Annotated in this window: 25 protein-coding genes; 12 read left to right on the top strand and 13 right to left on the bottom strand. The window is 59.9% G+C overall.

Going from position 1 to position 24,516, the window contains the following annotated elements; translation table 11 throughout:
- Positions 1-5: 5 nt before the first annotated feature.
- Both HBN79_RS16260 and HBN79_RS16255 read left to right on the top strand, forming a co-directional pair.
- Complete coding sequence (locus HBN79_RS16260; RefSeq protein ID WP_095019423.1) at positions 6-719, top strand: DUF3108 domain-containing protein; 714 nt, start codon at positions 6-8, stop codon at positions 717-719.
- A 266-nt stretch (positions 720-985) separates the two neighbouring features.
- Positions 986-1,168 carry a hypothetical protein gene (locus HBN79_RS16255; RefSeq protein WP_016779856.1) on the top strand — a complete coding sequence of 61 codons (183 nt, stop codon included), beginning with the start codon at positions 986-988 and terminating at the stop codon, positions 1,166-1,168.
- A 153-nt stretch (positions 1,169-1,321) separates the two neighbouring features.
- On the opposite strand, the gene HBN79_RS16250 is transcribed toward HBN79_RS16255, so the two are convergent.
- The 7 genes from HBN79_RS16250 to HBN79_RS16220 form a co-directional block, all read right to left on the bottom strand.
- Positions 1,322-1,867, bottom strand: coding sequence for a DUF2058 domain-containing protein (locus tag HBN79_RS16250; protein WP_019827734.1), 546 nt, complete (start codon positions 1,865-1,867; stop codon positions 1,322-1,324).
- 22 nt (positions 1,868-1,889) lie between these two features.
- The gene (mazG, locus tag HBN79_RS16245; protein ID WP_095019422.1) at positions 1,890-2,723 is read right to left on the bottom strand and encodes a nucleoside triphosphate pyrophosphohydrolase; all 834 of its coding nucleotides are present in this window, start codon (positions 2,721-2,723) and stop codon (positions 1,890-1,892) included.
- A 123-nt stretch (positions 2,724-2,846) separates the two neighbouring features.
- Positions 2,847-5,102, bottom strand: coding sequence for a GTP diphosphokinase (gene relA / locus HBN79_RS16240; RefSeq protein ID WP_169916886.1), 2,256 nt, complete (start codon positions 5,100-5,102; stop codon positions 2,847-2,849).
- A 118-nt stretch (positions 5,103-5,220) separates the two neighbouring features.
- The gene (rlmD, locus tag HBN79_RS16235; RefSeq protein WP_095019421.1) at positions 5,221-6,573 is read right to left on the bottom strand and encodes a 23S rRNA (uracil(1939)-C(5))-methyltransferase RlmD; all 1,353 of its coding nucleotides are present in this window, start codon (positions 6,571-6,573) and stop codon (positions 5,221-5,223) included.
- Positions 6,573-7,475: a cysteine synthase CysM gene (gene cysM / locus HBN79_RS16230; protein ID WP_095003072.1), complete on the bottom strand. Its 903-nt coding sequence runs from the start codon at positions 7,473-7,475 to the stop codon at positions 6,573-6,575. The genes rlmD and cysM overlap by 1 nt, the downstream gene beginning before the upstream one ends.
- Positions 7,476-7,719: 244 nt before the next feature.
- Positions 7,720-9,081: a sensor histidine kinase gene (locus HBN79_RS16225; RefSeq protein WP_095003071.1), complete on the bottom strand. Its 1,362-nt coding sequence runs from the start codon at positions 9,079-9,081 to the stop codon at positions 7,720-7,722.
- Positions 9,071-9,799, bottom strand: coding sequence for a response regulator transcription factor (locus tag HBN79_RS16220; protein WP_095019419.1), 729 nt, complete (start codon positions 9,797-9,799; stop codon positions 9,071-9,073). The genes HBN79_RS16225 and HBN79_RS16220 overlap by 11 nt, the downstream gene beginning before the upstream one ends.
- Positions 9,800-10,001: 202 nt before the next feature.
- Between HBN79_RS16220 and HBN79_RS16215 the strand changes: the two genes are divergently transcribed.
- The 4 genes from HBN79_RS16215 to HBN79_RS16200 all read left to right on the top strand — a co-directional run bounded on the left by HBN79_RS16215 (position 10,002) and on the right by HBN79_RS16200 (position 14,781).
- A complete protein-coding gene (locus tag HBN79_RS16215; RefSeq protein WP_169916885.1) occupies positions 10,002-12,767 on the top strand; it encodes a response regulator in 2,766 nt (921 codons plus the stop codon).
- Positions 12,768-12,901: 134 nt separating this feature from the next.
- Complete coding sequence (locus HBN79_RS16210) at positions 12,902-13,891, top strand: 2-hydroxyacid dehydrogenase (protein ID WP_095003068.1); 990 nt, start codon at positions 12,902-12,904, stop codon at positions 13,889-13,891.
- Positions 13,892-13,942: 51 nt separating this feature from the next.
- On the top strand, positions 13,943-14,380 hold the full coding sequence (locus tag HBN79_RS16205; RefSeq protein WP_095003067.1) for a hypothetical protein: 438 nt from the start codon (positions 13,943-13,945) through the stop codon (positions 14,378-14,380).
- On the top strand, positions 14,377-14,781 hold the full coding sequence (locus HBN79_RS16200) for an META domain-containing protein (RefSeq protein WP_095003066.1): 405 nt from the start codon (positions 14,377-14,379) through the stop codon (positions 14,779-14,781). Before HBN79_RS16205 ends, HBN79_RS16200 begins: the two co-directional genes overlap by 4 nt.
- Before the next feature lie 86 nt (positions 14,782-14,867).
- Here the strand turns inward: HBN79_RS16200 and HBN79_RS16195 are convergent, their stop codons facing one another.
- Complete coding sequence (locus HBN79_RS16195) at positions 14,868-15,332, bottom strand: TlpA disulfide reductase family protein (RefSeq protein ID WP_095003065.1); 465 nt, start codon at positions 15,330-15,332, stop codon at positions 14,868-14,870.
- Positions 15,333-15,458: 126 nt separating this feature from the next.
- Here HBN79_RS16195 and arsC point away from each other — a divergent pair, with 126 nt between their 5' ends.
- Genes arsC through HBN79_RS16180 form a run of 3 tightly spaced genes read left to right on the top strand, consistent with a single transcriptional unit; the run spans position 15,459 to position 16,814 of the window.
- The gene (gene arsC, locus HBN79_RS16190; RefSeq protein ID WP_095019417.1) at positions 15,459-15,812 is read left to right on the top strand and encodes an arsenate reductase (glutaredoxin); all 354 of its coding nucleotides are present in this window, start codon (positions 15,459-15,461) and stop codon (positions 15,810-15,812) included.
- Positions 15,809-16,414, top strand: coding sequence for an NAD(P)H:quinone oxidoreductase (gene wrbA, locus HBN79_RS16185; protein WP_095003063.1), 606 nt, complete (start codon positions 15,809-15,811; stop codon positions 16,412-16,414). The genes arsC and wrbA overlap by 4 nt, the downstream gene beginning before the upstream one ends.
- On the top strand, positions 16,407-16,814 hold the full coding sequence (locus HBN79_RS16180) for a DUF2069 domain-containing protein (RefSeq protein WP_095003062.1): 408 nt from the start codon (positions 16,407-16,409) through the stop codon (positions 16,812-16,814). The genes wrbA and HBN79_RS16180 overlap by 8 nt, the downstream gene beginning before the upstream one ends.
- Positions 16,815-16,895: 81 nt before the next feature.
- On the opposite strand, the gene HBN79_RS16175 is transcribed toward HBN79_RS16180, so the two are convergent.
- The gene (locus HBN79_RS16175) at positions 16,896-17,567 is read right to left on the bottom strand and encodes a DNA-3-methyladenine glycosylase I (protein ID WP_095020929.1); all 672 of its coding nucleotides are present in this window, start codon (positions 17,565-17,567) and stop codon (positions 16,896-16,898) included.
- 19 nt (positions 17,568-17,586) lie between these two features.
- Positions 17,587-18,411, bottom strand: a complete 825-nt coding sequence (ttcA, locus tag HBN79_RS16170; RefSeq protein ID WP_095003060.1) for a tRNA 2-thiocytidine(32) synthetase TtcA — start codon at positions 18,409-18,411, stop codon at positions 17,587-17,589.
- Between the two features lie 268 nt (positions 18,412-18,679).
- Here ttcA and HBN79_RS16165 point away from each other — a divergent pair, with 268 nt between their 5' ends.
- Complete coding sequence (locus tag HBN79_RS16165; RefSeq protein WP_095003059.1) at positions 18,680-19,282, top strand: Yip1 family protein; 603 nt, start codon at positions 18,680-18,682, stop codon at positions 19,280-19,282.
- A gap of 145 nt (positions 19,283-19,427) precedes the next feature.
- Positions 19,428-19,922: a SprT family zinc-dependent metalloprotease gene (locus tag HBN79_RS16160; RefSeq protein ID WP_095019416.1), complete on the top strand. Its 495-nt coding sequence runs from the start codon at positions 19,428-19,430 to the stop codon at positions 19,920-19,922.
- 50 nt (positions 19,923-19,972) lie between these two features.
- Here HBN79_RS16160 and HBN79_RS16155 read toward each other — a convergent pair whose 3' ends face one another.
- From HBN79_RS16155 to HBN79_RS16145, 3 genes are all read right to left on the bottom strand, one after another.
- Positions 19,973-21,307, bottom strand: a complete 1,335-nt coding sequence (locus tag HBN79_RS16155; RefSeq protein WP_095003057.1) for a dicarboxylate/amino acid:cation symporter — start codon at positions 21,305-21,307, stop codon at positions 19,973-19,975.
- 323 nt (positions 21,308-21,630) lie between these two features.
- The gene (locus HBN79_RS16150) at positions 21,631-22,977 is read right to left on the bottom strand and encodes an ATP-binding protein (RefSeq protein WP_095019415.1); all 1,347 of its coding nucleotides are present in this window, start codon (positions 22,975-22,977) and stop codon (positions 21,631-21,633) included.
- The gene (locus HBN79_RS16145) at positions 22,974-23,651 is read right to left on the bottom strand and encodes a response regulator (RefSeq protein WP_016779832.1); all 678 of its coding nucleotides are present in this window, start codon (positions 23,649-23,651) and stop codon (positions 22,974-22,976) included. The genes HBN79_RS16150 and HBN79_RS16145 overlap by 4 nt, the downstream gene beginning before the upstream one ends.
- Positions 23,652-23,783: 132 nt before the next feature.
- Between HBN79_RS16145 and HBN79_RS16140 the strand changes: the two genes are divergently transcribed.
- Positions 23,784-24,509, top strand: coding sequence for a 4'-phosphopantetheinyl transferase superfamily protein (locus tag HBN79_RS16140; protein ID WP_095003055.1), 726 nt, complete (start codon positions 23,784-23,786; stop codon positions 24,507-24,509).
- Positions 24,510-24,516: the final 7 nt, after the last annotated feature.

Below are 24,516 nucleotides of genomic sequence, written 5' to 3'. Positions count from 1 at the left end.
AACTTATGCGTCGTGCCCTGCTTCTCGCCCTTAGCCTGCTGGCTATTCCAGCAGTCCAAGCGGCCGATCTTCAGCCTTTCAAGGCCAGCTACACCGCAGACTGGAAACAGCTGCCCATGAGCGGTTCTGCCGAGCGCAGCCTGACCAAGGGTGACAATGGTATCTGGACCTTGAATTTCAAGGCTTCAATGCTGGTAGCCAGCCTGAACGAAGAAAGCACCCTCAAAATCGAGAAAAACACGCTGATCCCGCTGACCTACCACTTTGAACGTGGCGGCCTGGGAAAAGCCAAGAAGATCGATCTGGATTTCGACTGGGCGGCCAAGATGGTCACCGGCACCGATCAGGGCGACGCTGTCAAAGTACCCTTGCTCAGCGGCATGCTCGACAAGTCCACCTACCAGCTGGCACTGCAGCGTGACGTAGAAGCCGGCAAAAAGTCCATGAGCTACCAGGTGGTTGATGGCAATGACGTCGACACCTATGACTTTCGCGTGATCGGCCCTGAAGTGGTTGAAACCAAGGCTGGCAAGGTCGACGCAATCAAGGTTGAGCGCGTACGCGACCCGACACAGAACAAGCGCATCACTGAAATGTGGTTCGCCAAGAACTGGGGTTCGCTGCTGGTCAAACTGCGCCAGGTCGAAAAAGACGGCAAGGAATACAACATCATGCTGCTGGACGGCACGGTGGATGGCAAAACGGTCAAGGGCAACTAAGCGACAAGCCTTTAGCTGCAAGCCTCAAAAAAACCTCGCTTCGGCGAGGTTTTTTTGGTCTGTAACACACCAAAAACATGAAACATTTTTCATAAAACTATTAAACAAATCCGTAAACACCCCGTGCTTAAAGGGCTGCAGGGTTTAAGGATTTTCTGCAAGATGACAGCGCGACAATCAGCTATTTACTTAGGAAGCTAACAGATTCTATAAAGAAGTCCTGCGACGCCTTGCCGCAGGCCCTCATCAGAATTTGGAGCAAGCAGATGACTATCAAAGTAACTGAGCGCGACGATTCACGTATGTTCCACCAACTGGTAGCCCACGGTGTACACCTATGGGATGTGCATCAAGAAGACATACTGGTAGGCATGTTCCACCGCGAAAGCGACGCTCACAGCTACAAGGCTGAGCTGGAAAAGCTGGAAGCGCAGAAACGCCAGGCCTGAGCAGAAGAAACTACTGTCTTGAAAAACACAAACCCCGCCGAAGCGGGGTTTGTTTTGTTATGCGCCAACGCAACACTCTGTGGGAGCGAGCCTGCTCGCGAAGAGCAGCGAACGCTTTCGCGAGCAGGCTCGCTCCCACAGGTTATGCCAGCACTACCACATCAGGTCATCAGGGATCTGATAGGCCGCGTACGGATCGTCTTCTTCCGGGGTTTTCGGCTCAACCAGGATATTCAGCTGCACGATCCGGCGCGGATCGCGCTCCTGGATCTTCAGTGCAGCTTCACGGGGGATGACTTCGTAGCCGCCCTGGTGCTGCACGATCGCCAGCGAGCCATTGGCCAGCTTGTTGCGCATCAGGGTGTTGACCGACAGGCGCTTGACCTTTTTGTCATCAACGAAGTTGTAGTAGTCCTCAGTGGTCAGCTTGGGCAGACGTGATACTTCGATCAATTGCTTGATCTGCGCAGCACGGGCTTTTTGCTCGACCTTCTCCTGCTGCTGGCGGTTCAGTTCCTGGTCGCGCTTGACCTTCTCGGCCTTGGCTTCGGCAGCCAGACGCTGCTGGGTGTCGTCCAGTTCGATCTGGCCTTTGTGGGCCAGACGCTGTTGTTTCTGTTTTTCTTTGCCGGCCTGCTTGGCCTGCTTCTCGTTGACCAGTCCGGCTTTGAGCAACTGGTCGCGTAGGGAAATGCTCATCTACTTACTCACTTAGGCAAACTCAGCCGCAGCTGGGCAAATTCTTTTCCTGGCGCTTGGCTTCACCCCACAGGGCGTCCAGGTCTTCAAGGGTGCAACTTTCAATGGGACGCAGGGTATCGCGCAATGCCTGCTCGATAAACCGGAAACGTCGATCAAATTTTGCATTGGCACCACGCAAGGCGTTTTCCGGGTCCACTTTAAGATGACGGGCCAGGTTGACCACGGAAAACAGCAGGTCGCCGATTTCGTCATGAATGGCCGCCGAATCGTTGTCGGCCATGGCCTCCAGCACTTCATCCAGCTCTTCACGCACCTTGTCCAGCACCGGCAATGCCGCTGGCCAGTCAAAACCGACCTGGGCGGCGCGCTTTTGCAGCTTGGCGGCGCGGGACAGGGCAGGCAAGGCGACGGGCACATCGTCAAGCAAGGACAACTGCTCGGGGGCGGTAGACTTTTCTGCGCGCTCCTCGGCCTTGATCTCATCCCAGCGTACCTTGACCTGTTCTTCGCTCAAGCGCGGCACATCCAGCGGCGCATACAGGTCACCGGTGGGAAAGACATGGGGGTGACGGCGGATCAGCTTGCGGGTAATGCTGTCGATCACCCCGGCAAACTCGAAACGGCCTTCTTCCCGGGCCAGCTGGCTGTAATACACCACTTGAAACAGCAAATCGCCGAGTTCGCCCTGCAGGTGCTCGAAGTCACCCTGTTCAATGGCGTCAGCGACCTCGTAGGCCTCTTCGAGGGTATAAGGCACGATAGTGGCGTACGTTTGCTTGATATCCCACGGGCAGCCGTACTGCGGGTCACGCAGGCGGGCCATGAGGTGCAGCAGGTCGTCGAGGTTGTACATCTGTAATCCTTTGGCACACGCTAACCACACCCTGTGGGAGCGGCTTGCTCGCGATATGAACACCCCGGTACAGCTGACTCACCGAGGTGATGCAATCGCAAGCAAGCCCGCTACCACAAAGGATCAGCGCGGCTCACTACGCCCGATCCGGCGGGTTTCGATGATGTTCGGCAGTTGCGAGATCCGCCCCAGTAAACGCCCCAGCGCATCCAGCCCCGGGATCTCGATGGTCAAGGTCATCAACGCGGTGTTGTTTTCCTTGTTCGAGCGGGTGTTGACCGCCAGCACGTTGATCCGTTCGTTGAGCAACACCTGCGACACATCACGCAACAAGCCCGAACGATCGTAGGCGCGGATTTCGATATCCACCGGATAGGTCGAGACCGGGATCGGCCCCCAGTTGACCTGAATCATCCGCTCCGGCTCACGACTGCCCAGTTGCAGCACCGAGGCGCAGTCCTGGCGGTGAATGCTGACGCCACGGCCCTGGGTGATGTAACCGACAATCGCATCCCCCGGCAGCGGCTGACAGCACCCGGCCATCTGGGTCAGCAGGTTGCCGACGCCTTCGATCTGGATGTCTCCACGCTTGCCCGGCTTGTAGCCCATGGCCTTGCGCGGGATCAGCTCCATCTGCTCGCTGCCGCGCTCAGGCTCGACCTGTTGCTGGGCCAGGTTGATCAACTGCGCCAGGCGCAAGTCGCCAGCCCCGAGCGCCGCGTACATGTCCTCGGCGGTTCGCATGTTGGCCTTGTCGGCGAGCTTCTCGTAATCCACCGCAGGCAGGCCCAAACGGCCGAGTTCGCGCTCGAGCATGGTTTTGCCGGCAGCGACGTTCTGATCGCGCGCCTGCAACTTGAACCAGTGGACGATTTTCGCCCGCGCCCGCGAGGTGGTGACATAGCCCAGGTTCGGGTTCAGCCAGTCGCGGCTCGGCGTACCGTGCTTGCTGGTGATGATCTCGACCTGCTCACCGGTCTGCAGACTGTAGTTGAGCGGCACGATGCGCCCGTTGATCTTGGCACCACGGCAGTTGTGGCCGATCTCGGTGTGAACCCGGTAGGCAAAGTCCAGCGGCGTCGCGCCTTTGGGCAGATCGATGGCGTGACCGTCGGGGGTGAAGATATACACCCGGTCCGGCTCGATATCGACGCGCAGCTGATCGGCCAGGCCACCGATATCGCCCAGTTCTTCGTGCCACTCCAGCACCTGGCGCAGCCACGAGATTTTCTCTTCGTACTGGTTGGACCCGGCCTTGACGTCAGTGCCCTTGTAGCGCCAGTGCGCGCAAACCCCCAGCTCGGCCTCTTCGTGCATGGCATGGGTGCGAATCTGCACTTCCAGGACCTTGCCTTCAGGCCCGATCACGGCAGTATGCAGCGAGCGGTAGCCGTTCTCCTTGGGGTTGGCGATATAGTCGTCGAATTCCTTCGGGATATGCCGCCACAGGGTATGGACGATGCCCAGCGCGGTATAGCAGTCGCGCATTTCCGGCACCAGTACCCGTACGGCACGCACGTCATAGATCTGGCTGAAGGCCAGGCCCTTGCGCTGCATTTTGCGCCAGATCGAGTAGATGTGCTTGGCCCGGCCGCTGATGTCGGCGTCGGTCACGCCGGTGGCTTCCAGCTCGGTACGCAACTGGTTCATCACATCGCTGATAAAGCGCTCTCGGTCGAGGCGGCGCTCATGCAGCAAGGTGGCGATTTGCTTGTACTGCTCGGGCTCCAGATAGCGGAAGGACAGGTCCTCCAGCTCCCACTTGATGTGGCCGATGCCCAGGCGGTGCGCCAATGGCGCATAAATATCGAACACCTCGCGGGCGACGCGGTTGCGCTTCTCGTCCGGGGCATTTTTGACTGCGCGAATCGCGCAGGTACGTTCAGCCAGCTTGATCAGTGCCACGCGCACGTCATCAACCATGGCAACCAGCATCTTGCGCAGGTTTTCGACCTGGCCCTGAGTGCCCAGCACCATCGATTGACGGGGGCTGAGGCTGGCACTGATGGCCGCCATGCGCAGTACACCATCAATCAGTTTGGCCACCACCGGACCGAAGCGCTGGCTGACGGCAGGCAACAGCACCTGCCCTTCGCGCACGCAACGATAGAGAATCGCGGCAACCAGGGAATCCTGATCCAGTTTCAGATCGGCCAATATCTCGGCGATTTCCAACCCGGTACGAAAGCTTGAGGTGCCCTCGGCCCACAGGTTTTTCGCCGCATTGGCTTGCTGCTCGGCCTCGCGTGCAAACTCACACGCTTCTTTCAAGGCTTCACGGTCCAGCGCCACATCGACACTCACCGCATGATCCAGCCATGCCTCGAGGTTGAGACTGCCGTCGGTGTTGATCGGCTGGTGTGCTCTGACCTGTACCATCTTGCTTACCTTCCCTACAGCGCAGGTTCAATGCGCCGAAATCACAGGCCCTGATCCCAACCGCGCGCTACAGGGCATAGCGTCGCGGGTTGCGGGCCCGTTGAAATAGACAGACATCCTAGTCTGCTTCAAATAACGCCATCGCCTCGACATGCGCTGTTTGCGGGAACATGTCGAGGATTGCGGCACGTTTTAACCGGTAACCCTGTTTAATCAGTTCAACCGTGTCGCGCGCCAGGGTGGCCGGGTTGCACGACACATACACCAAACGTTTGGCACCCAGGCCAGACAACTTTCGTACCACTTCATAAGCGCCGTCGCGAGGCGGATCAAGCAGTACGGCACTGAAGCCGGCTTTGGCCCAGGTTGCATCCACCAGCGGCTGTGACAGGTCGGCCTGAAAAAACACTGCATTATGCAGGCTGTTACTGACCGCGTTTTGCGCGGCGCGTTCGACCATGGTCGCAACACCTTCAACAGCCACGACTTCACGCGCTTTTTGTGCCAGTGGTAATGCGAAGTTACCCAGCCCACAGAACAAGTCAAGAATCCGTTCGTCAGCTTGTGGCGCAAGCCACTTTATGGCTTGAGCCACCATGGCTTCGTTGACGCCGGCATTGACCTGGACAAAATCCCCGGGGCGATACGCCAGCTGCAAATCCCATGTTTCCAGACGATAGCCCAAGGCCCGGGTCAAATCGACCGGCTGTGGCTCGCCTTCGCCATGCAGCCACAATTGGGCGTTATGGGTAATGCAAAATGCCTCAAGGACCTGCATGTCGGCAGCGCTCAGCGGCGCCATATGGCGCAGCAAAACCGCAATCGCCGAACCACTGAACAACTCCACGTGGCCCAGTGCCTTGGGGTTGCCCAGTTGACGCAACATGGCGGGCAGCCCGGTCATGATAGGTTGCAAAGCCTGTACCAGAACCAAACAGTGATCGATGGCGACGATGTCCTGGCTGCCAGCAGCACGGAAACCCACGTCCAGGTGCTTGGCCCGCGCATCCCAGCGCACGGCGATACGTGCCCGGCGGCGGTAGCCAAACTCGGGACCGGTCAGCGGCGCTGCCCACTCTTGAGGTTCGACACCGGCCACGCGGGACAGTTGCTCGGCGAGCATGCGCTGTTTCAGTGCAAGCTGCTCTTCATGGGGCAAATGCTGCACGCTGCAGCCGCCGCACTTGCCCGCATGGGCACAGGGTGCCTGGCGACGGATCTCGCTGGCCTTGAAAACACGCTCGGTACGGGCTTCAACGACCTTGCCATGGGCACCCAGCACCCGGGCTTCGACTTCTTCACCGGCCAGAGCCCCCGAAACAAACCAGGTACGCCCTTCAATAAAGGCAATACCGCGGCCGTCGTTGGCCAGGCGCTCGATATTCAAACGCTGTTTCTTGCCCGCAGGCACTTGCGCAGCCTTGGTGCCGCCAGCAGGCTGGAAGCGCAGGCCTCTCTCTTGCTTGGCCATCAGTTGGGCGCATCGTAAATGCCGGTCGACAGATAACGGTCGCCTCGGTCACAAATGATCGCGACCATCACCGCGTTTTCGACTTCCTGGTTCAGGCGCAGCATCGCTGCCACCGCCCCGCCCGAGGACACACCACAGAAAATGCCTTCTTCACGGGCCAGTCGGCGGGTGACGTCTTCGGCTTCGCGCTGGGCCATGTCGACGATGCGGTCTACGCGGTCGGCCTGGTAGATCTTGGGCAAGTACTCGGTCGGCCAGCGGCGGATGCCCGGAATGGCAGCGCCTTCCATCGGCTGCAAACCGACGATCTGCACGCCCGGGTTTTGCTCCTTGAGGTAGCGCGACACGCCCATGATGGTACCGGTAGTACCCATCGAACTGATGAAGTGGGTGATGGTACCGTTGGTCTGACGCCAGATTTCCGGGCCCGTACCGGTGTAGTGAGCCTCGGGGTTGTCACCGTTGGCAAACTGGTCGAGCACCTTGCCCAGGCCCTGGGCCTGCATCTTGTCGGCCAGGTCGCGGGCGCCTTCCATGCCCTCTTCCTGACTGACCAGGATCAGCTCGGCACCGTAGGCGGTCATGGCAGCCTTGCGCTCGGCGCTGGAATTGTCGGGCATGATCAGGATCATCTTGTAGCCCTTGATCGCCGCGGCCATGGCCAGGGCAATCCCGGTATTGCCCGAGGTGGCTTCAATCAGGGTATCGCCAGCCTGGATCTGGCCGCGCGCTTCGGCGCGGGCAATCATCGACAGAGCCGGACGGTCCTTGACCGAGCCTGCAGGGTTGTTCCCTTCGAGCTTGAGCAACAAGGTGTTGGTGGTGTTTCCAGCCAGGCGCTGCAAGCGCACCAGAGGAGTGTTGCCGACGCAATCGGCGATAGTTGGGTACTGCAATGTCATGGCGTATTCGCAATCCAGACCGCGGGGCCGCACATCATACCGACAAACGCCGACAGCCCATATCACGCAAAGTACGGTGCTTATGGTTAAAGGCTATAAGCGCCGCAAACCCATCACAATTATTCCTGTGGGAGCCGGGCTTGCCCGCGATTCTGACGCCGCGGTCTGTCAGGTAAAACGGACTGATACCATCGCGGGCAAGCCCGCTCCCACAGGGATGTCTGTACAGCCGCGGCCTGAGCGTTTAAGCGGCATGTCCGGCAAGCAAACGAACATGCACCCGCAACCCGCCGCCGTGGTTCTCTGCCCACAAACTGCCACCCTGCAGCCGCAGGGCATTGCGCGCAATACTCAGGCCCAGACCAAAGCCGCCATCGCCGGGACGCGAGCCATCAAGGCGGGTAAAAGGCGCAAAGATCCGCTCCAGTTCTTCAGGTGCCACACCTGCGCCCTGGTCATCGAGCCACAGGTGCCACATATTGCCTTCGCGCCGGCCATCAAGGCTGACGATACCCTCGGGTGGTGAATGGCGAATGGCATTGCGCAGGATATTTTCCATGGCTTGAGCCAGGCTGTTGAGATGCCCGCGCACCCAGCAATGCTCATCCACCAGACAAGGCAGTCGCGATTGCGGCCAGCCACTTTCAAAGCGGGCGTTTTCGGTGAGCATCTCCCACAGCGCCTGCACCTGAATGTCTTCCACCGGCAGCGGCCCGCGCTCGGCATCCAGCCAGGCCAGTTGCAAGGTGTCTTCGACCAGCCGTTGCATGCCGTCGACTTCACGGCCCAGGCGCTCACGCAAGGCCTCGCCCCCCTGCTCGCTGTCACAGGCTACCCGCAAACGGCTCAAGGGCGTGCGCAGCTCATGGGACAAGTCGCGGAGCAATTGCTGCTGTTGCGAGACCGTACTCTGCAAGCGCTCGGACATCTGATCGAACGCCCGCGCCAGCTCACCCAGTTCGTCCTGGCGGCTGGTGATCTGGCTCGATAGCCGCGCCCCCAGTTGATCAGCCCGCCAGGCATTGGCCTGTTCGCGAAGATGGTTAAGCGGCACGATCAGCACGCGGTACAGGCCCACGCACAGCAACAGGGTCAGCAAGCCAGGAATTACGCCGTTGGTGACAATCCGCCAGATCACCTGGGAGCGCCCGGGCATAAAGCGTTGCGGCAACTCGATCACCAGGCTGCCCGCCGACGGGTCGCGGGGAAAGGGCACCTTTATCCATGGCCGCGCCGTCTTGATATGGCTGATGGGCCAGTCCAGGCCGCGCAAAAAGGTCAGCCGCTCACTTTCTCGATCACTCAGCGGGTAGCTGCTCAGCGACTGCAGGTCCTGACCAATCACCCCGACCCAGCCCGGCTCCCTGTGCCCCATGCCCTGCAACCACTGGTCGACGCCGGCTTGCTGAGCGCTCTCCCAGGCGCGCTCGGCCTCACCGGCATAGCGCACCAGGGTGCCGTGGGCCTGCTCGGACAAAAAGCCGGTGCGCTTGTCCATATAGCGACCCCAGGACCAACTGAGCCAGATCATCAGCAAGCAGAAAACCACCAGCAAACACGCCAGCTTCCAGAACACCGAATTCTTGCCGGGCACCTTACGGGGCATCGCTGGCACTAAGGACATAGCCCTTGCCCCACACCGTGCGTACTTCATGCTGGTAATAGCCGATAGTTTTGAGCTTTCGCCGGATCTGGCTGATATGCATGTCCAGGCTGCGGTCATGGGCTGCATATCCGCGCTGCAAGACCTGCTGATAGAGAAAGGCCTTGCTCAACACTTCGTCGGCATTGCGCTGCAGGGTATCGAGCAGACGGAACTCGCTGCGGGTCAACCCGGCCCATTGCTCGCCCCGGCGCACATCGCACGCCTCGTCGTCGAACAGCAAACCGCTCTCGGCCGGTGGCAGTTCCTGCACCGTTGGGGCGCCAGGCATGCGATCCAGGGCCACGCGACGCAGGATGGCCTGAATGCGCACCCGCAGTTCGGCCATGCTGAACGGCTTGGGCAAATAATCATCGGCGCCCAGCTGGAAACCGCTGATACGGTCGGCCTCGGCACCCAGCGCCGACATCAGGATCACCGGCAAAGCGTGGGTCTGACGCAGTTGCGTCAGCACCTGCAAGCCATTCATGCCGGGCAGCAGGATATCCATCAGCACCACGTCAAAGTGCTCCTGGCGGGCACGGGCCAGACCTTCCAGGCCATTCTGGCACCAGATAACGTCAAACCCGCAACGCCCCAGCTGCTCGTGCAGATAGGCGCCCAGAACGGGGTCGTCTTCAATGGTCAGTAGGCGCGAGGGGCTAACAGCTACGGGATTCATTAGCGTCTGCAAGTAATTCTCAATCGGCGATTATTCAAGATTGAGCCCCTGCGGGCAACCGGCACGGGCTTTACCCCGTCTGATAAACCGAAATTGATGGCAAATTTTCAAAGATTTGCCGGGCACCATATGGCTACACTGCCACCTGATCCGGGCGGGAAGCCCGGATCACTCTTAAAAGAATGCAGGGCTGGAGAGTTGTGTGCTTAAAAACCTCGGTATCAAAGGCCGCGTATTGCTGTTAACGCTATTGCCCGTCAGTTTGATGGCAAGCGTGCTCGGCGGCTATTTCACCTGGCTGCAACAGTCCGAACTGCAATCGCAACTGTTGCAGCGCGGGGAAATGATCGCCGAACAACTCGCCCCCCTGGTGGCCCCCGCCATGGGGCGCCACGACACCGCATTGCTGGCCCGTATCGCCACCGAATCTCTGGAACAACAGGATGTGCGCGCCGTGGCGTTCCTCAACGCCAACCACGAACCGCTGGCCCATGCCGGGCCGATCATGCTCAATCAGGCTCCACTGGGCAGCAGTACCCATCTGCAACAGCGCACCGACAACGATGCCACGCGCTATTTATTGCCCGTATTTGGCCGCCATCGCAACCTGGCCGGGGATGTGATCCCTAACGAAGCCCATCGCCTGCTGGGCTGGGTCGAACTGGAGCTGTCCCATAACGGCATGCTGCTGCGCAGCTATCGCAACCTGTTTGCCAGCCTGTTGCTGATCGTCACCGGGCTGGTGCTGACCACCCTGCTGGCCTTGCGCATGAGCCGCACCATCAACGCACCGTTGGGGCAAATCAAACAAGCCGTGGCCCAGCTCAAGGACGGGCATCTGGAAACCCGCCTGCCGCCACTGGGCAGCCACGAACTTGACGAACTGGCCTCGGGCATCAACCGCATGGCCGAAACCCTGCACAATGCCCAGGAAGAACTGCAGCACAGCGTCGACCAGGCCACCGAAGACGTGCGCCAGAATCTCGAAACCATCGAAATCCAGAACCTTGAACTCGATCTGGCCCGCAAGGAAGCCCTGGAGGCCAGCCGTATAAAGTCCGAGTTTCTGGCCAACATGAGCCACGAAATCCGCACCCCGCTCAACGGTATCCTCGGTTTTACCCACCTGCTGCAAAAAAGCGAGTTGACCCCGCGCCAGTTCGACTACCTGAACACCATCGAAAAATCGGCCGACAACCTGCTGGGCATCATCAACGAGATTCTCGATTTTTCGAAAATCGAAGCCGGCAAGCTGGTGCTCGACAGCATTCCGTTCAATTTGCGCGACCTGCTGCAGGACACCCTGACCATCCTCGCCCCTTCGGCCCACGACAAGGGCCTGGAACTGGTCAGCCTGGTGTATCGCGACACCCCGCTGTCGCTGATCGGCGACCCGCTGCGGCTCAAGCAAATCCTCACCAACCTGATCAACAACGCCATCAAGTTCACCCGCGAGGGCACCATCGCGGTGCGGGCCATGCTTGAAGACCAGGACGAAAATGAAACCGACGGCAGTGTGCAACTGCGCATCAGCGTGCAGGACACCGGCATCGGCCTGACCGCCCAGGATATCCGCGCCCTGTTCCAGGCTTTCAGCCAGGCTGACAACTCACTGTCTCGCCAGCCCGGCGGCACCGGGTTGGGGCTGGTGATTTCCAAGCGACTGGTCGAACAGATGGGCGGCGAAATCGGCGTTGAAAGCACCCCTGGCGAAGGCTCGGTGTTCTGGATCAGCGTCAGGCTGCCCAAGGCTCGCGATGATGTCGAAGACTTGCCCGGCGCGCCGCTGCTGGGCCGGCGCGTAGCCATCCTGGAAAAACACGACCTGGCCCGCCAGGCCCTGCACCATCAACTGGAAGACTGCGGCCTGGAAGTCACGCCCTGCACTACTCTGGAAAACCTCACCAATTGTGTGACCGGCGCTCACCAGACCGCCCAAGCTATTGATCTGGCAGTTCTGGGCGTAACGGCCAATGACACCCCGCCAGAGCGTCTCAACCAGCACATCTGGGATCTCGAGCACCTGGGTTGCAAGGTACTGGTTCTGTGCCCGACCACCGAGCAGGGCCTGTTCAACGCGGTGGTGGACAACCCTCACAGCCAGCTCCAGGCCAAACCCGCCTGCACCCGCAAACTGCGTCGGGCCCTGGCCGACCTGGTCAGCCCGCGACAAACCCGCAGCGAACCCGGCGAACCGCTGGCCAGCCGCGCGCCGCGCATTCTGTGTGTGGATGACAACCCGGCCAATCTGCTGCTGGTGCAAACCCTGCTTGAAGGCATGGGCGCCAAGGTGACTGCAGCGGACAGCGGTTATGCCGCCATTGATGCGGTCAAGGCACACGATTTCGATCTGGTGCTGATGGATGTGCAAATGCCCGGCATGGACGGGCGCGAGACCACCGAAGTCCTACGCCAGTGGGAAAGCGAGCGCCACTGTACGCCGCTGCCGATCGTTGCACTCACAGCCCACGCCATGGCCAACGAAAAACGCGCCTTGCTGCAAAGCGGCATGGACGACTACCTGACCAAACCGATCAGCGAACGGCAGTTGGCCCAAGTGGTGTTGAAGTGGACGGGCTTGGCCTTGCGCAATCAGGCCAGCGACAACTCGCACGAACCGGCCCGTCACACCACGCAACTGCTCGTCCTCGACCACGATGAGGGGCTGCGACTGGCGGCAGGCAAGGCGGACCTGGCCATCGACATGCTGGCCATGCTGCTGGCTTCGCTGGAAGCCGACCGCGACGCTATCCGCCAGGCCCGTGAGGCCAGAGACAACAACGCATTGATCGAGCGCGTCCACCGCTTGCACGGCGCAACCCGTTACTGCGGCGTACCGCAATTGCGTGCGGCCTGCCAGCGCAGCGAGACCCTGCTCAAGCAGGCAAGCCCCAACGCCGTCGCCGCCCTGGACGAGCTGGATCAGGCCATCACACGCCTGGCCAAAGAAGCACGCAGTACTGCATAGCAAAATCATCGTGTGGGAGCGGGCTTGCTCGCGATTCGGGCGGCGCGGTATGTCAGGTAAACCGCCGTGATGCCATCGCGAGCAAGCCCGCTCCCATAAAAGCCGATTTGTAGTTACAGACCAAGGAAGACCCCATGCGCACGATTCTTTTCAGCAGCCAGACCTACGACCGCGACAGTTTCATCGCGGCCGCACAAGACGACGGTAACGAGCTGCATTTCCAGCCCGCGCGCCTGACCCTGGACACCGTAGCACTGGCCCATGACTACGAAGTGATCTGTCCGTTTATCAACGACGACCTCAGCGCCCCGGTGCTGGAGCAACTGGCTGCTGGCCGCACCCGCCTGATCGCCCTGCGCTCGGCCGGCTACAACCATGTGGATCTGCCCGCCGCCAAACGCCTGGGCCTGAGTGTGGTGCGCGTCCCCGCGTACTCCCCCCACGCCGTCGCCGAACATGCCGTGGCCCTTATCCTGGCGCTCAACCGCCGCTTGCACCGCGCCTACAACCGCACCCGCGAAGGCGACTTCACTCTGCACGGGCTGACCGGTTTCGATCTGGTGGGCAAGACCGTGGGCGTGGTGGGCACCGGCCAGATCGGCGCCACGTTCGGCAAGATCATGGCCGGTTTCGGCTGCAAGCTGCTGTGCTTCGACCCTTATCCAAACGCCGAACTGCTGGCGCTGGGCGCTCGCTACGTCAGCCTGCCCGAACTGCTGGCCGGTTCGCATATCATTTCCCTGCACTGCCCGTTGACCGCAGACAACAAGCACCTGATCAACGCCACCAGCCTGGCCACCCTCATGCACGGCGCCATGCTGATCAACACCGGACGGGGGGCGCTGGTCGACACCCCGGCGCTGATTGAGGCGCTGAAAAGTGGCCAATTGGGCTATCTTGGGCTGGATGTGTACGAAGAAGAGGCCCAACTGTTCTTCGAGGACCGCTCCGACCTGCCCTTGCAGGATGACGTGCTGGCCCGGCTGCTGACTTTCCCCAATGTGATCATCACGGCCCATCAGGCGTTTCTGACCCGCGAGGCGTTGAATGCAATTGCCAGCACGACCCTGAGCAATATCGCAGCCTGGAGAAACGGTACGGCGCAAAACCTGATCGAAGGTTGAGTCTGGACTTTGATGCCTGCGTGCTAGCATAGCGACTTACTTGGAGGACCCATGGTCGAACACGATTTCCGCTACAGCCTGCTTAACCCGCAGCACACCCTGATTGAATGCCGCGCTCTGGCGCCGGGCCTGTATCAAGTCACCGGCAACGGCGGCTCGATTCAAGCCGGTGATGTGCTGATTGTGTCCCTCAAGGGCAGCAAGACCTTGTCCATGCGTTTGAGCGTCGACAAGGTGCGCCACCTGATCAACCCGCGTGGCCAGTGGGTTGCCGTCACCAAAGGGCCGGTGTTCGGCGAATTGGCGATTCATGAATGGCAGGTCAACTGCGATGCTTGCGCCAAAGAGCTGAAGTTCGAGTTCGCAGTCGACGCCAAACTCGGCACCAAGGCGCAAAAGCCCGCAGCCACGGCGCGGATTGCCGAGCTGGGCTGGAGCACTGAAGGCAGCAAGCACCTGTGCCCGCAATGCCAAAAGGCCGCGCAATGAAACGCTTGATCCTGCTGGCCGTGCTGGGCGCAAGCCTGACGGGGTGTGCGGGTGATCCGGTGAAGTTGCAGCAAAACCACACCTACGTGCTGGAGTGGATCGGCGAACGACCGCTGATCGACAACAGCCACCTGACCGTCACCCTGGACGATGCTGGCCGGGCCTATGGCAGTGGCGGTTGCAACCATTGGTTCGCACCTTACACCCTCGACGGCGACAAGCTGACCTTTGGTGGCGTAGGCAGCACCCGCAAAGCCTGTGCGCCGGCGTTGATGGAGCAGGAGCAGCGATTCTTCGAGGCCTTGCAGACCGTACAGCGCTGGGACATATCGCCGATCGAGCAGGTGCGATTCTGGCCTGAACAGGGCAAGCCGCTGCGGCTTTGGCCTGAAGAAGGCTGATACCGCGGCGCTTGAATCACGAGCAAGCCCGCTCCCACAGACTGGTGCCAGCCTGTGGGAGCGGGTTTGTTCGCGATGGCTTCGACTCAGGCCCCTCTCAATTCCTTGATCTTCGCCAACACCCCGGCCGCCGTCTGTTCGCCCATCAACGTTGCCCGCACCTTGCCTTTCTCATCCAGGATATAAGTCACCGGCAAGGCTTCGCTGCGTGGTAAATCGAACACCTCCGCCGGATCCTGCGCCAGCACGGTAAAGGTGATGCCCAGCGCGGTACTCGCGTCGCTCAGCTCCTTGCCCTGCAAACCATCGTAGTTGACCCCGAACACTCCCACCGACTGCCCCTGCAGCTGTTTTTCCAGCGAGTTGAGTTCAGGAATCTCGATACGACACGGGCCACACCACTCGGCCCAGTAGTTGATGACCTTCCATTGCTTGTCCAGACGCTCCGAGGCGATCTTCTGTCCGTGCTGATCGACCCCATAATCATTTCCGCAGCCGGCCAGCAATAATGTGGCGCAGACGGTAACTGCTGCCATGAGTCGCTTAAACATGCGTTGATCCTTCCCGGTAAATACATACAAAAATACATCAGCGAGCGGCCATTTACCGCATACGGTTCAGGCGCGCCCGTCAGGCAGGTAGAATAGCCGCCACCTTACGCAAGATGCGACCCGCACATGACCGATCTGACGCTTTATCACAACCCGCGCTGCTCGAAATCCCGCGGTGCGCTCGAACTCCTCGAAGCCCGCGGCCTGACCCCTACCGTAGTGCGCTACCTCGAAACGCCGCTGAGCGCCGCCCAACTGCGCGACCTGCTGGCCAAGCTGAACATCAGCGCACGGCAATTGCTGCGCAGCGGCGAAGACGAGTACAAGGCCCTCAACCTGGCAGACAGCGGTCTCACTGACGCGCAACTGATCGACGCCATGGCTGCACATCCCAAGTTGATCGAGCGGCCGATCCTGGTCGCAGGCGACAAAGCCGTGATTGGTCGCCCACCGGAAAAAGTCCTGGAGATCCTGTCGTGAGTGCGCCTTATATTCTGGTTCTGTTCTACAGCCGCAACGGTTCGACCAGCGAAATGGCCCGGCAAATTGCCCGTGGCATCGAACAGGGCGGCCTCGAGGCGCGCCTGCGCACAGTGCCGGCCATTTCTGCCGAATGTGAAGCCGTGGCCCCTGCCATTCCGGACGAAGGCGCGATGTACGCCAGCCTCGACGACCTGAAAAACTGCTCGGGGCTGGCCCTGGGCAGCCCGACGCGTTTCGGCAACATGGCCGCACCGCTCAAGTACTTCCTGGATGGCACCAGCAACCTGTGGCTGACCGGCGCGCTGGTGGGCAAGCCGGCCGGTGTGTTCACCTCCACTGCCAGCCTGCACGGCGGCCAGGAAAGTACCTTGCTGTCGATGCTGCTGCCACTGATGCACCACGGCATGCTGGTCACCGGCCTGCCCTACAGCGAATCGGCCCTGCTGCACACCACGGCAGGCGGAACGCCCTATGGCCCGAGCCATCACGCAGGTGCCGACGGCAAACGCGGGCTGGACGAGCACGAAATCGCCCTGTGCCGGGCCTTGGGTCAGCGTTTGGCCACCATTGCCCGCAAACTGGAGAGCAACCGTGGCTAAAAAGCCAAAAGTGCTGCCGCCCATCGAGTGGCTGCAGCCGCGGGTAAGGCTGATGCGGGTAGTGAGCCTGGCGTGCTTCTTTGGCCTGATCGCCCTGCTGTGTGTTTATTACCTGATGTTTGCCAACCTGCACGGCGCGCGCCCGTGGGTGATCCTGCTGATCGAACTGGTGCCCTTGATGTTTGTGGTACCCGGCATGCTGATGGGCAGCCCCCGTGGGCACTCGTTCACCTGCTATGTGGTCAACCTGTACCTGATCAAGGGCGCGCTGGCGGCATTCGACCCGAACCGCCAGGTGTTCGGCCTGCTGGAGATCGCCGCCAGCGTGGCGGTATTTGTCAGTGCATTGCTGTTTGTGCGCTGGCGCTACCAGCTGGATCGACGCCTGAGCGGCGAGTGATGCAGCTGTTGTGGGAGCGGGCTTGCTCGCGAACGGCCTTCGCGAGCAGGCTCGCTCCCACAATTGAAGTTGCTCGGCGGCTTAGTGATTCACCGTAAACGCCAGCATCTGTGACAGCTGGCACATCGGCCGGCCACTTTCGGCGTGCCACTGGTTGAAGGCGTTCTGCACAATCGCCAGGTCACGCAGGCTGGTGGGTGCCTTGTCCACCAGCTTCTGCGCGTTCAGCGCGGCCACCACGTCATAACTTGGCACAAAGGTGTCCTTGCCAACCATGCGTAAAAAGCGTGGAGCCGACAAACCACCCAACTGATGCCCATGCTTGGCCAGGTACTTCCACAAACCGACGATATCAGTCACTGGCCACTGGGCGATAAACGCGCCAAAACTGCCGTACTCGTGGGCAATGTCGAGCACCATCTGGGCATTGCGTGGCACGCTTTTAAGCTTGCCCAGATGGCGAATGATCCGCGCATCCTGCATCAACCGCTCCAGATGCTCGGCGCCCATCAGCACGACTTTCTCCGGGTCGAAACCGAAAAAAACCTCTTCAAATACCGGCCACTTGGCATCAACCACACTGTGTTTGAGCCCGGCACGGAACACCCGCAGGGCCAGGGTCGACAGGTAGCGATCATCGCTGATATGGCGCAACTGTTCCGCAGTTCTCGGGACAGGCAATTGGGCTTCAAGTGCGGCTGACGAACCAAAGCGGTTCAGACAGTATTCGTGCAGCCATTTGTAGTCGCGCATGCCCTCTCCTCTCGGCAATTTACAGATTGAGCAGGTTGACGAAACGCGGCGTTGCGCTTTCGTCGATCTTCAGGCTCGCGAAATCAAACAGGTTACGGTCCGCCAACTGAGACGGGATCACGTTCTGCAGGCTGCGAAAGATACTCTCGGTGCGGCCCGGCGTCTTGCGGTCCCACTCCTGGAGCATGTCCTTGACCACCTGGCGCTGCAGGTTCTCCTGGGAGCCACAGAGGTTGCACGGGATGATCGGGAACTGCTGCCAGTCGGAATAGGCCTGAATATCCTTCTCGTTGCAGTACGCCAGCGGACGAATCACCACATTGCGCCCGTCATCGGAGCGCAGCTTGGGCGGCATCGCCTTGAGGCTGCCATTGAAGAACATGTTGAGGAAGAAGGTTTCGACGATATCATCGCGATGATGCCCAAGTGCCATCTTGGTCGCACCGATTTCATCGGCAAAGGTGTACAGGGTGCCGCGACGCAGGCGCGAACACAGCGAGCAGGTGGTCTTGCCTTCGGGGATCAGCTCCTTGACCACCGAGTAAGTGTCTTTTTCAACGATGTGGTATTCCACACCCAGCGACTTTAGATATGCCGGCAGCACGTCCTCGGGGAAACCCGGCTGCTTCTGGTCCATGTTCACGGCCACGATCTCGAACTGGATCGGCGCGACTTTCTGCAGGTGCAGCAACACATCAAGCAGGGTGTAGCTGTCCTTGCCGCCCGACAGGCAGACCATCACCTTGTCGCCATGCTCGATCATGTTGAAATCGGCAATTGCCTCACCGGTCAATCGACGCAGGCGTTTCTGGAGTTTGATTTGAGAGACCGAGTGAGTGCCCATAGCGCTTCAATTCCGCGAGTTAAGACCAAAAGCCGGGGATTTTACCGAAAAATACCCGGTCAACGAACCCCTTGCCTGCCTAAAGACGCCAATGCGATAAGACCGCCTCTGACAGCACAATAAGCTCTAAGGAGCCGAGGTTATGGGGCGGCAGGTTTCCTATACTTGTCATCAAGGCCGCACGCCTGTCTGCTTCTCAATACGTTCTGGCTGCGCGACCGGCACGCGTCCCACTGGGGGCGATGCGTCTTATACAGGAGCGACAGCCATGATCCATCACGTTGTGGGCCTTTTCACCCACCCCGATAAAGAGTGGCGCGAAATCCGTGGTGATGCCGAAGAAAGCATCGGCCATATGTATTTCACGCACACGTTAATTCTGGCAGCGATTCCAGCCATTTCTGCATTTATTGGCACTACCCAGGTGGGCTGGGTAATCGGTAACCGCGCGCCGGTGATGCTGACTCTGGACAGCGCCCTGTGGATGACCCTGCTGTCCTACGCCGCCATGCTGGTGGGCGTGGCCGTGATGGGCGCATTCATTCACTGGATGGCCCGTACCTACGATGCACAACCCAGCCTGCCGCGATGCGTGGCCTTTGCCACCTACACGGCCACCCCGCTGTTTATCGGCGGGCTGGCGGCGCTGTATCCGCATATGTGGCTGGGCATGATGGTGGGCACCGCTGCCATTTGCTACACGGTGTACCTGCTGTACGTGGGCCTGCCTACCTTTATGAGCATCGACCCGGACGAAGGCTTCCTGTTTTCCAGCTCGGTGCTGGCGGTGGGCCTGGTGGTGCTGGTGGCGATCATGGCATTCACCGTGATCGTCTGGGGCCTGGGCGTCGGGCCGATCTACACCAACTAGGCCACAACCCGTGGAAGCGAACCTGCTCGTGATTGCTGTTCGCGATCAGGCTCGCTTCCACGGGCTCATGAAGACCATTGGGCGCCAACAGGTTCGCAACCCCAGCGCTTGCGGCATAATCGCCGGCTCTGGAGAACCGAACCGCATGCCCGAGCTGCTCAATACCCGCGTCGAAGACTGTTTCCAACAGGCCGAAGTGTTTTTCAAACGCCCCTTCAAACGCCCCGTCGTCAGTTTCAAACTGCGCGGGCAAAAAGCCGGGGTCGCCCATTTGCATGAAAACCTGCTGCGCTTCAACCCGCAGCTGTACCGTGAAAACAGCGAAGACTTCCTCAAGCAGACCGTCCCCCATGAAGTGGCGCACCTGGTTGCCCATCAACTGTTTGGCGAGCGCATCTCGCCCCACGGCGAAGAATGGCAATTAATCATGCGCGGGGTGTACGAACTGCCGCCCAATCGCTGTCATACCTACGCCATCAAGCGTCGCAGCGCCACCCGCTATATCTACCGTTGCCCCTGCCCTGACAGCGACTTCCCGTTCTCGGCCCAGCGTCACGCTTTGGTCAAACAAGGCCGCGGCTACCTGTGTCGACGCTGCCGTAACCCCCTGGTGTTCAGCGGCCTGACCCGGGTCGAATGAGCAGGCATAAAAAAACCCGTCCGAAGACGGGTTTTTTTATGCACTCAAACTTACTTGAGCAACACCGGGGCCGGGCCTTCAGCCACACCCAGATCATCTTGCGGACGGGTATCCTCCAGCGGACGGCCGCCAGAGTTCAGCTCGGTTTGCAGGGTGTCGGTGTCCAGTTCCTTGACCCACTTGGCCACCACCAGGGTTGCTACCGCGTTACCGATCAGGTTGGTCAGGGCGCGGGCTTCGGACATGAAGCGGTCGATACCCAGGATCAGCGCCAGACCGGCTACCGGCAAGTGCCCTACAGCCGACAGGGTTGCCGCCAGTACGATAAAACCACTACCGGTGACGCCAGCAGCACCTTTGGACGACAGCAACAGCACCAGCAACAGAGTGATCTGATGCGTGATATCCATATGGGTGTCAGTCGCCTGGGCGATAAACACGGCCGCCATGGTCAGGTAGATCGAAGTACCGTCGAGGTTGAACGAGTAACCGGTCGGGATCACCAGACCCACTACCGATTTCTTCGCGCCCAGACGCTCCATTTTAACCAGCATGCGTGGCAGGGCCGATTCCGACGAGGACGTACCCAGTACGATCAGCAGCTCTTCACGGATGTAGCGGATCAGCTTCAAAACGCTGAAACCGTGAGCGCGGGCAATACCGCCCAGCACGATCAGCACGAACAGCACGCAAGTGATGTAGAAGCAGATCATCAACTGACCCAGCTGAACCAGCGAGCCTACGCCGTAAGCGCCGATGGTGAAGGCCATCGCGCCCAGCGCACCGAGGGGCGCCAGCTTCATGATCATGTTGATGATATTGAACATCACGTGAGCGAAGCGATCGATAAAGTCCAGTACCGGCTTGCCGTAGGCACCCAGGCGATGCAGGGCGAAACCGAAAATCACCGAGAACATCAGCACTTGCAGGATATCGCCATTGGCGAAGGCGCCAACAATGGTCGACGGGATCACGTTGAGGATAAAGCCTACGATGCTCTGGTCTGCACCTGCCGACACGTAACCGGCAATTTTGCTGGCATCCAGGGTCGACACGTCAATATGCATGCCTGCGCCAGGCTGAACCACGTTAACCACGACCAGGCCGATCAACAGCGCGATAGTCGACACGACTTCGAAGTAGAGCAAGGCATAGCCGCCGGTCTTGCCGACCGATTTCATGCTCTGCATGCCGGCAATACCGCTCACCACCGTACAGAAAATAATGGGCGCGATGACCATCTTGATCAGTTTGATAAAGCCATCACCCAACGGCTTGAGGGCAACACCGGTTTCCGGGTAGTAATGGCCCAACAAGATACCGATAGCGATCGCTACGATTACTTGCACATACAGGGATTTGTACAGTGGCTGACGAGTCGTCATTGCAAAGTTCCTCAAGTGCATCACTCAATCATCATTCCGTCTGAGACTGGTGACACCTAAAGCGCGAACCCTCCTGTACTTGGAGGGATTTGTTTTTGGGGCTGCTCTTACGGCAGCCCTCTCGCACTTATTGCAAGCCGTGGGCCACATTGCGCAAATGCCGCGCAATAGCCTATGGCGCCTGAGTTTGAAGGAAAATTCTTATATATTTTGCAGGTCAGGGTTTGGCGGGATTCCGCCCATTGGGCGTGTTGAAACGCAGAAGGTGGCGGATATCCGCCTGAACCCCACGTACTCCCGTAGCAGCTACCAGGGTTCGTCGATTAGCCCGCCGGGAAATAAATCCTGAACGCCGCGCCGCCCAACGAGGAATCTTCCAGGGTCAAGGTGGCGTCATAGCTTTCAATGATGTCCTTGACCACCGCCAGACCAATGCCCTGCCCCGGATGCTGGCGGTCAAGCCGTTCGCCGCGCTGCAGGATGCGCGCACGCTGATCCGGCGGCACTCCAGGACCGTCATCTTCGACGCAGACCTCAATGCCGTGAACGTTACGGTGCAGACTGATACGTACCTGGCTCAAGCACAGCCTGTAGGCGTTTTCCAGCAAGTTGCCCAGTAATTCCAACAAGGCATTCTGCTCAATCGGCACATGGCTCAGCTCAGGGATGTCATAGCTGACCTTGACCCCCTTGTCGCGATAGACCTTGTCCAGCGTATTGCACAAGCTCTGTACCACCGGCAGCAGTTCGACCTGGTGACGTACCAGACCACTCTTGCGCAAGCTGGCACGCTGCAACTGATAGCCGATTTGCTGGTTCATGCGCTCGATCTGGCTTTGCAGGACCCAGGCCTGTTCACGGTCAGCCGGGCGCTGGGCCATGCTTTCGCTCACGCCCTGCAATACCGCCAGCGGGGTTTTCAGGCTGTGGGCCAGGTCATCAAGAGAATCGCGATAACGTGAGCGCTGTTCGCGCTCGCTTTGCAGCAAGCGGTTCAACGAGCCGGTCAGGCGCAGCAGCTCACGCGGGTGCTGCTCGCTGAGGCTGTCGCGCTCGCCGGTTTCGATTTCATCCAGTTCCTGACTCAAACGTCGCAAGGCACGTAACCCCCACGTCAGACCAATCCATAGCAATGCCAGCAGCACAATCAAAGCTGCGCCGAACCCCAGATAAAGATTTTCCCGCAGGCCTTCCAGTGTGCGGTTGTATTCGCGCATCGGTTGCAGGGCGACAAAGCTGAAGGCAGCACTTTTGCCACCGAGCAACTTGACCTCAACGTCGTAGACAAAAAACTCTTCGCCGTTATCTTCGCGAATACTTGCAAACTCGTTGCCGCGCCCGTCATAGCGCGGCCGGTAATTGATGGTTTCTTCCTGAGTGGCCCGCGAGCGCCACACCAGGTGCCCGTCGCGGTCATAGATATAACCCAGCAGGCGACTGTCCGGCAGATCGAACTGCTCATCGGGCAGCAACGCCGGCATCTTGAGGCGGTTCTTTTCCATCTTTGCCGCTGAAATCAGCGTGGTGACATCTGACGCCAGGCGCTGCTCTATGGCGTCCTTGAGCGCCAGACTGAACGCTCCCTGCATCGCCGGCAACAGCGCCAGCATAAACAACACGGCCAACAGGGTTGCCGCCAGCATCAATCGAACGCGAAGCGAACGAATCATCGGCAGCGCTCAGTAAACAAGTACCCCAGGCCGCGCACCGTATCGATTGGCTTAAAGCCGTTTGCCCCCTCCAGCTTGCGTCGCAGGCGCCCGACCAGCACCTCGATCACATTCGGATCACGCTCCTCGTCATCCGGGTACAGCTGTTCCATCAGTCGGTCCTTGGCCACCACTTGCTGGTGATGGCGCATCAGGTATTCAAGAATCCGGTACTCATAAGCGGTCAGCGCCAGCGGCTCGCCGTCGAGCACCGCCTGCTTGCGGTTAATGTCCAGCACCAGCGCCCCCGCCACTATCGTCGGCTGGGTAAAGCCACTGGAGCGGCGCAGCAAGGCATTGAGCCGCGCATCCAGCTCTTCGAACTGAAAGGGCTTGACCACATAGTCGTCAGCGCCCGCTGCCAGCCCTTCGACCTTGTCCTGCCAATTGCCACGGGCGGTGAGAATCAGGATCGGAAACGTCTTGCCCCGGGCACGCAACTGGCGAATCAGTTCCAGGCCACCTAGCCCCGGCAAACCCAGGTCAATCATCGCCAGGTCATGATTGAACTGTTCGGTCTGGTACAGCGCCTCTTCGGCATTGGCCACCGCTTCGACCACATGGCCACTTTCTGTCAGACGGGTTTGCAAGTGATGGCGCAGCAACGCCTCATCTTCAACCACCAGCAATTTCATCGCGCTCTCCCAAGCCAATCCGCGTCTCGAAGGACGTGTGTCCCATACAGCCTAGCCACACAGTAAGTTGTGTGCCCTGAACATACTCTGAACAATTGCACAGCCGGGCCAAGCCCCGGCACAATGCCCGGCATGAACCGACTCCCCGCCCTGCCTGCCTGCTGCACGCCATTGCGTGACGACTGGCCCTTGCCAGAGGTCCTGCCCGCCAGTGTGTGGCTGAGCACAGACTTTATCCCGGCACAGCTTGAAGACGACGACTTTGCCCGCAGTGCAATCGATATGCCTGCGAGTATTCAACGCTCAGTGGCCAAACGCCAAGCCGAATTTCTGGCCGGGCGCCTGTGCGCCCGCGCAGCGCTGCGGCAACTGGATGGCACTTGCGTGGCTCCCGGCCTGGGTGAAGACCGCGCGCCCGTGTGGCCAGACCATATCAGCGGCGCCATCACCCACAGCAACGGCCGCGCCGGGGCACTGGTAGCCTTTAAACGTGACTGGCAGGCCCTGGGTATCGACCTGGAAACCCTGCTCAGTCTCGAACGCGCCAGGCGCCTGGCCAAGGAAATCCTTACTCCCGATGAGCTTGTGCGTATGGCCGCCGGGCCTGCAGATCAGATTGCGCTGCTGGTCACCTTGACGTTTTCGGTCAAGGAAAGCCTGTTCAAGGCGCTATACCCGCTGGTGCAAAAACGCTTCTACTTTGAACACGCCGAAGTGTTGAACTGGACCCCCCAAGGGCATGTACGCCTGCGTCTGCTCACCGACTTGTCACCTGAGTGGCAACATGGCAGTGAGCTGGATGCGCAGTTTTGCCTGCTGGACGGACAACTGCTCAGCGTGGTGGCGATAAAAGCCTGACCCCGTT

It is taken from the genome of Pseudomonas sp. WS 5051 (assembly GCF_012985715.1).
GTDB lineage: Bacteria > Pseudomonadota > Gammaproteobacteria > Pseudomonadales > Pseudomonadaceae > Aquipseudomonas > Aquipseudomonas bubulae.
This window is presented reverse-complemented; position numbering and strand designations above follow the sequence as displayed.